The 7,399-nt window shown below is 67.0% G+C and carries 5 protein-coding genes; 3 read left to right on the top strand and 2 right to left on the bottom strand.

Features of this window, described 5'->3' with window-relative positions; genetic code table 11:
• Both BST12_RS24405 and BST12_RS24400 read right to left on the bottom strand, forming a co-directional pair.
• Window positions 1–593, bottom strand: a 593-nt coding sequence (locus BST12_RS24405) for a PE family protein (protein ID WP_139801889.1), incomplete at its 3' end; no start/stop codon positions are given.
• A 260-nt stretch (window positions 594–853) separates the two neighbouring features.
• Window positions 854–3,181 carry a DEAD/DEAH box helicase gene (locus BST12_RS24400; RefSeq protein WP_139801891.1) on the bottom strand — a complete coding sequence of 776 codons (2,328 nt, stop codon included), beginning with the start codon at window positions 3,179–3,181 and terminating at the stop codon, window positions 854–856.
• 248 nt (window positions 3,182–3,429) lie between these two features.
• Between BST12_RS24400 and cspA the strand changes: the two genes are divergently transcribed.
• The 3 genes from cspA to topA all read left to right on the top strand — a co-directional run bounded on the left by cspA (window position 3,430) and on the right by topA (window position 7,398).
• Window positions 3,430–3,633, top strand: a complete 204-nt coding sequence (cspA, locus tag BST12_RS24395; RefSeq protein ID WP_007166602.1) for a cold shock protein CspA — start codon at window positions 3,430–3,432, stop codon at window positions 3,631–3,633.
• Window positions 3,634–3,806: 173 nt separating this feature from the next.
• Window positions 3,807–4,385, top strand: a complete 579-nt coding sequence (locus tag BST12_RS24390) for a hypothetical protein (RefSeq protein ID WP_083115816.1) — start codon at window positions 3,807–3,809, stop codon at window positions 4,383–4,385.
• Between the two features lie 196 nt (window positions 4,386–4,581).
• On the top strand, window positions 4,582–7,398 hold the full coding sequence (topA, locus tag BST12_RS24385; RefSeq protein WP_083115815.1) for a type I DNA topoisomerase: 2,817 nt from the start codon (window positions 4,582–4,584) through the stop codon (window positions 7,396–7,398).
• Window position 7,399: the final 1 nt, after the last annotated feature.

Genomic DNA, 7,399 nt, shown 5'->3' with positions numbered 1-7,399 from the left:
GCGCCACCGTTGCCCCCGGCCCCGCCATTGCCGGTCAGCGAGCTCCCACCGGCGCCGCCGGCCCCGCCACTGCCCAGTAGGCCTGCGGCCCCGCCGGTGCCGCCCTTGGCGCCGGGCCCACCCGAGCCGCCGGCTCCGCCGTCACCGAGCAACCAGCCGCCCGGCTTGCCGTCATTGCCGGTGCCCGCGGCCCCGGGCGTGCCGTTGCCGATCAGGGGGCGTCCGGTAGCCGTCAGGAAGGGCGCGTTGATCGCGTTGAGGATCTGCTGCTCGATGGCCTGCAGCGGGTTGGCCGCCGCCAGCGCTGCCGCGCTGGCGGCATCGGCACCGGTGTAGGCCGCGGCCGTGGCGTTAACCGCTTGGACGAACTGGGCGTGAAACGCCTCGGCCTGTGCGCTGAGCGTCTGGTACCCCTGGGCGTGCCCGGAGAACAGCGCGGCCACCGCCGCGGAAACCTGATCGCCAGCCGCGGCCAGCACCGCTGTGGTGGAGCCGGCCGCCGCGGCGTTCGCCGAACTGAGCGTCGACGCGATGCCGTTCAAATCCGTTGCGGCTGTACTTATCCCTTGCGGCACTGCCATGACAAACGACATGTGACACCTCCCAAAGTTCCTCAGAACCCACGGCCAGTGTCCGATTCATCATCGGTGCGGTTCGGCAATGAATTACCGTACGCGTTTAGGAAGCCAATGCAATAGTCTTTTCTTGGCTCGTAGTCCAGCTCCTGCAGGGGTGAGGCGCTGGCGGCCTCGGCAGTGGCGTACGAGGCCGCGCCCGCGTTGAGAACAAGGAACGCACCACACCGCGCCGCAGATAATTCATCGTGAGGTTTGGACAAGATATGTTCCGCTTTTTAGCGGGTTTCGCGAGCCAATTCCTCGAGTACCAGTCGCAGCACACTTACCGCGCCGGCCTTGTCCAGTGGGTCGTTGCCGTTGCCGCATTTGGGGGATTGCACGCACGACGGACATCCGCTGGGACATTCGCAGGCTTCGATGGCCGCTCTGGTCGCGCTCAGCCAGGTGGGTGCCTGACGGAAGCCGCGCTCGGCGAAGCCGGCGCCGCCCGGATAGCCGTCGTAGACAAAGACACTGGGCAGCCCTTCCGGGCCGATCGCGGTGGACAAGCCGCCGATGTCGCCACGGTCGCAGCTGGCCACCAGGGGCAGTAGCCCGATGGCGGCGTGCTCGGCGGCATGCAGCGCACCGGGGATCCGCGGCGCCTCAATACCGTTGTGCAGCAGCGCATCCGCGGTAATGGTGTACATGGCAGCGTGAGTGGGTAGGACGTGTTCAGGCATGTCGAGTTCGATGAAGTCGATCACCTCACCGTTCAGCCGGCGGCGCAAATATCCGACCACCTGATGGGTCACGGTCACCGGCACGAAACCCAGCGTGACGGGTCCATACGTCAAACGCTCGCCCGCTCCGGTGACAGCGATGTCGGTGAGCTCCCGCGCGAAAGTCGCATACCCGGGATCCTCTTCATGCACGAAGGCGATGCCTTCCTCGAAATCCAGCGAGTCGACGACGTAGCTCTCGCCCTGGTGCAGGTACACGGCGCCGGGGTGGACCGACGCCGGTGCCCGGCCCACACCGGTGCTGCCCAGCAGTCGGCCCGTGCCGGATTCGACGATGACGATCTGCCCGCCGGCCGCCCCCCTGATGTCCACCGCTGCATGCGGCTCCATGCCGGGCGCCGGAAAGTACTTGTCGCCGCGCCGCTTCAGTAAGCCGTCGTCGACCAGACCGTCGGCCACCTCGGTGGCTTCCCAGCTGCGGACTTCGCCCGCATCCAACGGCAATTCTGTTGCCGCACACAGGAGTTGCGGGCCGAGTAGATACGGGTTGGCGGGATCGATCACCACCCGCTCGACCGGCTTGTCCAGCAGCGCCGACGGGTGGTGCACCAGATAGGTGTCCAGGGGGTCATCGCGTGCGACCAGCACCACCAGTGCGCCCTGACCGCGCCGGCCGGACCGGCCGGCCTGCTGCCAGAACGACGCGACCGTCCCGGGAAACCCGGCCAGCACCACCGCATCCAGCCCGGCGATGTCGACACCCAACTCCAGCGCGTTGGTGGTGGCCAGCCCGCGTAATCGCCCCTCGGCCAGCGCGGCTTCCAGGGCGTTGCGGTCCTCGGCCAAATAGCCGGCGCGATACGACGCCACCGTGCGCGCCAATTCCGGCGCAATGTCCTCGAGCCGCGCCTGCGCCCCCAACGCGGTCAGTTCCGCGGCGCGCCGCGACCGCACGAACGTCAGGGTCTGCGCCCCCTCGACGATCAGATCCGCCATCACCCGCGCCGCCTCCGCGCCCGCCGACCGCCGCACCGGCGCGCCGTTCTCACCGATCAGGTCGGTCAGTAGCGCGGGCTCCCACAACGCCACCGTGCGAGCCCCCTGGGGGGAGCCGTCGTCGGTGATCTCCGCGACCGGCTCGCCGATCAGCTCGGCGGCCGTCGCGCCGGGCGAAGCCGTTGTGGCACTGGCGAATATCACCGTCGGACCGGACGAGTACCGCGCGCACAGCCGCAACAGCCGGCGCAGCACCATCGCTACATTGGAGCCGAAAACTCCTCGGTAGTAATGGCATTCGTCGACTATCAAATAGCGCAGATTGCGCAATAGAACCGCCCAGCGCGGATGGTTGCGCAATATCGACAAATGGATCATGTCGGGATTGGAAAACAGCCAGCGGGAACGCTCGCGCGCAAACCGCCGTATCTCGTCGGGACTGTCGCCGTCGTATGCCGTCGGCGCGACGTCAGCTAGCCGTGCCACGGATGACGTCAGCGCATAAGCGGCGCGCAACTGGTCGTGCCCGAGCGCTTTCGTCGGCGCCAGGTACAGCACCCGGGCCCGCGGATCCGTCGCCAGCGCGTTGAGCACGGGCAGTTGATAGGCCAGCGACTTTCCCGACGCGGTGCCGGTGCTGACCACCACATGGCGCCCGTCGTGGGCCAGTTCCGCTGCGTCGTATTGGTGTGACCAGGGCGCGCGGATCCCGCGCTCGGTGAACGCGCGAACCACGTCGGGCTCGGCCCACTGCGGCCACTGGTGAGGCCGGCCGCTGCGGGGTGGCAGCTCGGCGACGTGGCGCAGCGGACGCTCGCCCGCCGCGGTTCCGGCGAGCGCGGCGGTCAGCAGTTCGCCGCCGAAACTCGCCCCCAAACCCGGCATGTGAAAACCCTTCAACAACTCGTCCATGCCAAGAGGCTGTCGCCGACGCGATGAACATGGTTGACTAATTGCGGTCGTAGCTTCTGTGTTCGTGTCAAACTTTCGCAGGATCGACGTTGCGGCCGCGGTTCCTGCGAGGTTATCGGTCGGGTGAAATTCCGGCGACTCCGCGCGGTATGGCGGTCGCAACGGGCCCGGGGCGCCGAGAGGCGGTGCCCCGCACCCAGAAGAAAAGGAAAGATCGAGAGATGCCACAGGGAACTGTGAAGTGGTTCAACGCGGAGAAGGGGTTCGGCTTCATCGCCCCCGAAGATGGTTCCGCGGATGTGTTTGTCCACTACACGGAGATCCAGGGTTCGGGCTTCCGCACCCTCGAAGAGAACCAGAAGGTCGAGTTCGAAATCGGCCACAGCCCTAAGGGCCCCCAGGCCACCGGAGTCCGCTCCGTTTAATCCGAGCAGATTCTGCACGAATCCCCCCGGCGCAGTACCGCCCAGCGGTCCAGCCCGGGGGGTTTTCGTTTCCCGGGCAAGACGCCGGGCAAGACTCCGGGCAAGACGCGGCTCAAACCGCCGCGCCGGATACCTCAAGCCGCGCATCGCCTCGCTGGCTTACTGTCGGTGGCGTGAGCCAGCTTTCCTTCTTCGCCGCGGAATCGGTTCCGCCCGCGGTCGCGGACCTTTCCGGGGTGCTGGCGGCCTCTGGTCAAATCGTGCTGGTCGGTTCTGGGGTCCGGCTGTCGGTGGTGGTGGAGCAGCACTGGCGGGCCGCCGCGCTGGCGGAGATGATTCGCGAGGCCGGGCTGACGCCGGAGATCACCCGGACCGAGGAGGACAGTCCGTTGGTGCGGACGGCTGTTGACCCGCTACTGCGTGGTCTTGCCGCGGAGTGGACGCGCGGCGCAGTCAAGACGGTGCCGCCGCGGTGGTTGCCCGGACCCCGGGAGCTGCGCGCGTGGACCCTGGCGGCGGGCAGCCCAGAGGCCGACCGTTATCTGCTGGGTCTGGATCCGCACGCGCCGGATACCCATTCGCCGTTGGCGTCGGCCTTGATGCGGGTGGGGATAGCGCCCACCTTGATCGGGACTCGCGGCGGTCACCCGGCGCTTCGAATCAGCGGCCGTCGCCGGCTATCGCGCCTGGTAGAGAACGTGGGGGAACCCCCGGACAACGCTGAGGCGTTGGCCCTGTGGCCCACGGTTTGAAGGTGCTGCCCCGACCGCGAGCGGGGTGGCCGGTTTGCGCGGGCCCGCCCAATGGTGCGAAATTGTCAGGTGCTTGCAGCGAAGGTACGGCGGCGTACTGCCAATTTCACCGGATTTTTGGGAGCCGACCTGTCATCCTTCCCTGCGGGGCGGTTCCGCCAGGGGACCGGAATGAGAGATGGAGCGTAGGTAGCAGTTGGCTGACCCGAAACAAACGGGCCCGAAAAGGGCTAGCGGAGGCAGGGGAAACGGGAGCGGCCGGCGACTTGTAATCGTCGAGTCGCCCACCAAGGCGCGCAAACTGGCTGGTTATCTGGGGTCGGGCTACATTGTCGAGTCCTCCCGGGGCCATATTCGCGACCTGCCGCGAGCGGCGGCTGACGTGCCGGCGAAGTTCAAGTCCGAACCGTGGGCCCGGCTCGGGGTGAATGTCGACCACGATTTCGAACCCCTCTACATAATCAGCCCGGAGAAGAAGCACACCGTCACCGAGCTCAAAGGCCTGCTCAAAGACGTCGACGAGCTTTATCTGGCCACGGATGGTGACCGCGAGGGTGAGGCCATCGCCTGGCATCTGCTGGAGACCCTGAAACCCAGCGTTCCGGTCAAGCGGATGGTCTTTCACGAAATCACCCGGCCGGCGATTCTCGAAGCCGCCGAAAACCCGCGTGACCTGGACATCGATCTGGTTGACGCCCAGGAGACCCGGCGCATTCTGGACCGGCTGTACGGCTACGAAGTCAGCCCGGTGCTGTGGAAGAAGGTCGCGCCGAAGTTGTCGGCCGGCCGGGTGCAGTCGGTAGCCACCCGGATCATCGTGCAGCGCGAACGTGACCGCATGGCCTTCCGCAGCGCCTCGTACTGGGACATCCTGGCCAGGCTGGACGCCAGCGTGTCCGATCCGCAGGCACAGCCGCCGACCTTCACTGCACGCTTGACCGGCGTCGACGGCCAGCGCGTGGCCACCGGCCGCGATTTCGACTCGCTGGGCCAGCTGCGCAAGGCCAACGAAGTCGTAATTCTGGACGAGGCCACCGCGACCAGGCTGGCCACCGCCCTGCACGGCGCCCAGCTGAACGTGGCCTCGGCCGAGGAGAAGCCCTACACCCGGCGTCCCTACCCGCCGTTCATGACGTCGACGCTGCAGCAGGAAGCCAGCCGCAAATTGCGGTTCTCCGCCGAGCGCACCATGAGCATCGCGCAGCGTCTGTACGAGAACGGCTACGTCACTTATATGCGTACCGACTCGACGACTCTGTCGGAGTCGGCGATCAACGCCGCCCGTACCCAGGCCCGCCAGCTCTACGGCGACGAGTACGTCGCCGCGTCGCCGCGCCAGTACACCCGCAAGGTGAAGAACGCCCAGGAGGCGCACGAGGCCATCCGGCCCGCCGGGGAAACGTTCGCCACACCGGACGCGGTGCGCCGCGAACTCGACGGCGACGAGTTCCGTCTCTATGAGCTGGTGTGGCAGCGCACGGTGGCCTCGCAGATGGCCGACGCACGCGGCACCACGCTGAGCCTGCGCATCCAGGGCCGGGCCGGCGAACAAGATGTGGTGTTCTCCGCCAGCGGTCGCACCCTGACCTTCCCCGGGTTCCTCAAGGCCTATGTGGAAACCGTCGACGAATTGGCCGGGGGCGAGGCCGACGACGCCGAACGGCGGCTGCCGAATCTGACGCCGGGCCAGCGGCTGGACGCCATCGAGTTGACCCCGGACGGACACGCCACCAATCCGCCGGCACGCTACACCGAGGCGTCACTGGTCAAGGCGCTCGAGGAGCTGGGAATCGGTCGCCCGTCGACGTATTCGTCGATCATCAAGACGATTCAGGACCGCGGTTATGTACACAAGCGGGGCAGTGCGCTGGTGCCGTCCTGGGTTGCATTCGCCGTAACCGGTTTGCTGGAACAGCATTTCGGCCGGCTGGTCGACTACGACTTCACAGCGGCGATGGAAGACGAACTCGACGCGATCGCCTCTGGCAATGAGCAACGCACCAACTGGCTCAACAACTTCTACTTCGGCGGCGACCACGGGGTGCCGGATTCGGTGGCCCGCTCCGGCGGGCTGAAGAAACTGGTGGGTGTCAACCTCGAAGGCATCGACGCGCGAGAAGTCAACTCCATCAAGCTTTTTGACGACATCGAAGGTCGTCCGGTCTACGTCCGCGTCGGCAAGAACGGGCCCTATCTGGAGCGCACGGTAACCGGCGACAACGGTGAGCCGACTCCACAGCGGGCCAACCTCAACGACTCGCTCACCCCCGACGAGTTGACTTTGGATGTGGCCGAAGAGCTTTTCGCCACCCCGCAAGAGGGCCGAGTGCTGGGTGTCGACCCGGCGACCGGGCACGAGATCGTCGCCAAGGACGGCCGGTACGGGCCGTACGTGACCGAGATTCTGCCGGAGCCCCCGCCCGACCCGAGCGCCGAGCCCGCCAAAAAGGGCAAGAAGCCAACCGGCCCGAAGCCGCGCAGTGGTTCGCTGCTGCGCACGATGGATCTGCAGACGGTGACCCTCGAAGATGCGCTGAGGCTGCTTTCACTGCCCCGGGTGGTCGGTGTGGACCCCGCCAGCGGTGACGAGATCACCGCCCAGAATGGGCGTTATGGCCCATACCTGAAGCGCGGCACCGATTCTCGCTCGCTGGCCACCGAAGAGCAGATGTTCACCATCACGCTCGAGGAAGCGCTCAAGATATACGCCGAGCCGAAACGTGCTGGGCGGCAAAGCGCATCGGCTCCGCCGCTGCGCGAGCTGGGTGTCGATGCGGCGTCGGGTAAGCCGATGGTGATCAAGGACGGCCGCTTCGGGCCCTACGTCACCGACGGTGAGACCAACGCCAGCTTGCGCAAGGGCGACGACGTCCTGTCGATCACCGACGAGCGCGCCTCTGAGCTGCTGGCCGATCGGCGGGCGCGGGGGCCGGTCAAGCGGACCGCCAAGAAGACCGCGCGCAAGACGCCGGCCAAGAAGGCGCCGGCCAGAAAGGCCGCTAAGCGCAGCTAGC

The organism is Mycobacterium angelicum (assembly GCF_002086155.1).
Taxonomy (GTDB): Bacteria; Actinomycetota; Actinomycetes; order Mycobacteriales; family Mycobacteriaceae; genus Mycobacterium; species Mycobacterium angelicum.
This window is presented reverse-complemented; position numbering and strand designations above follow the sequence as displayed.

Excerpts from the sequence above, each read along its gene's own strand:
- BST12_RS24400 (WP_139801891.1), bottom strand. The coding sequence starts at position 3,181 with ATGCCGGGTTTGGGGGCGAGTTTCGGCGGCGAACTGCTGACCGCCGCG.
- cspA (WP_007166602.1), top strand. The coding sequence starts at position 3,430 with ATGCCACAGGGAACTGTGAAGTGGTTCAACGCGGAGAAGGGGTTCGGC.